The sequence below is a fragment of the Mesorhizobium sp. B1-1-5 genome, assembly GCF_006443065.1.
Lineage (GTDB): Bacteria > Pseudomonadota > Alphaproteobacteria > Rhizobiales > Rhizobiaceae > Mesorhizobium.
Genome location: NZ_VFWS01000304.1, coordinates 1 through 1,668, shown reverse-complemented (window position 1 = coordinate 1,668; position 1,668 = coordinate 1). Strand labels below are relative to the sequence as shown.

Genomic DNA, 1,668 nt, shown 5'->3' with positions numbered 1-1,668 from the left:
TGATTCCCCTTTGCCATGTCAGATCAGAGTCTTGGTGGACGCCGAGTGGGCAGCGATCAGCGCCGGCCTGGTGCAGCGCGCCGAGCTGTTCGAGGAGATCATCGCCGATATATACGGGCCGAACCGGCTGGTCGAAAAGGGCATCCTGCCGGCCGGTCTGATCGCGGCAAGCCCCGAATATTTGCGGCCGGTGGTCGGCACCAGGCCGGCCGACGGCCATTTCCTGCATTTCTGCGCCTTCGAACTCGGCCGCGGGCCGGACGGCCGCTGGTGGGTGCTGGGCGACCGCACTCAGGCACCATCCGGCGCCGGTTTCGCGCTGGAGAACCGCGTCGCCACGACGCGCGCGCTGTCCGATATCTATGGCGAGATGCATGTGCACCGGCTTGCCGGCTTCTTCCGGCGTTTCCGCGACGCGCTGATCGGCATGGCCAGGGAAGCCGACGGCCGCGTCGCCATTCTGACGCCTGGACCGCTCAACGAAACCTATTACGAACACGCCTATATCGCCCGCTATCTCGGCATCATGCTGCTCGAAGGCGAGGACCTGACCGTTTCCGGGGGCCGGCTGATGGTGCGCACCGTTTCCGGGCTGATGCCGATCAGCGTGCTGTGGCGGCGGCTAGACGCGGCGTTCGCCGATCCGTTGGAACTGCGCTCGGAGTCGCAGATCGGCACGCCGGGACTGGTCGAGGCGATCCGGCAAGGCAGCGTCTCGACCGTCAATGCGCTCGGCTCGGGCCTGATGGAAACGCGCGCGCTGCTTGCCTTCCTGCCCAAGATCGCGCGTGAATTGCGGGGCGAGGAACTCGAGCTGCCCACCGTCGCGACATGGTGGTGCGGTCAGGCATCCTACCGAGCGCATGTGCTCTCCAATATCGACAGCATGGTGATCGGGCCGGCGCTGTCGACGAGGCTGGCCTTCGAGGACGACGACCAGACTAGGCTTGGCTCCGCGCTGTCGGCCGGGGAGCGGGCGGACCTGGTGGCGCGCATCGAACGCGACGGCGACGCTTTCGTCGGCCAGGAAGCGGTGACGCTTTCGACGACGCCCGTCTATGTCGGCGGATGGCTGGAGCCGCGGCCGGCGAGCCTGCGTGTCTACCTGGCGCGCACGCCCGAGGGCTGGACGGTGATGCCGGGCGGGTTCGCCCGCGTCGGCCTGTCGCTCGATCCGACGGCAATCGCCATGCAGCGCGGCGGCCAGGCGGCCGACGTATGGGTGGTCAGCGATCGGCCGGTGGAGCGCGAGACGCTGCTGCCGCAAGAGGGTGACAGCTTCAGCCGCACCAGGCCGGGCAGCCTGCCCAGCCGCGCAGCGGAAAACCTGACCTGGCTCGGCCGCTACATCGAACGCTCCGAGGACACGGTGCGCATCCTGCGCGCCTATCATGTGCGGCTCGCCGAAACTTCCGATCCGGATATGCCGCTGCTGGCCGACATCAGGGATCATCTCGAACCGTTCGGCATCGATGTCGAAACAGCGATCCCATCGGGGCTGATCGGTACGCTGGACAGCGCGGTCTACAGCGCCGGCCAGATCCGCGACCGTTTCTCGCCGGACGGCTGGCTGGCGCTCAAGGACTTGTCGAAGACCATCCATCAGTTCGCGACGACGGTGGCGCCGGGGGATGACGCGACGCGGGCGATGACGGTGATGCTGCGCAA

1 protein-coding gene is annotated in these 1,668 nt (G+C 67.5%); it reads left to right on the top strand.

Annotated features, from left to right (window positions below; translation table 11 throughout):
- On the top strand, positions 1-1,668 hold a 1,668-nt coding region (locus FJ980_RS30680), incomplete at both ends, for a circularly permuted type 2 ATP-grasp protein (RefSeq protein ID WP_140547323.1).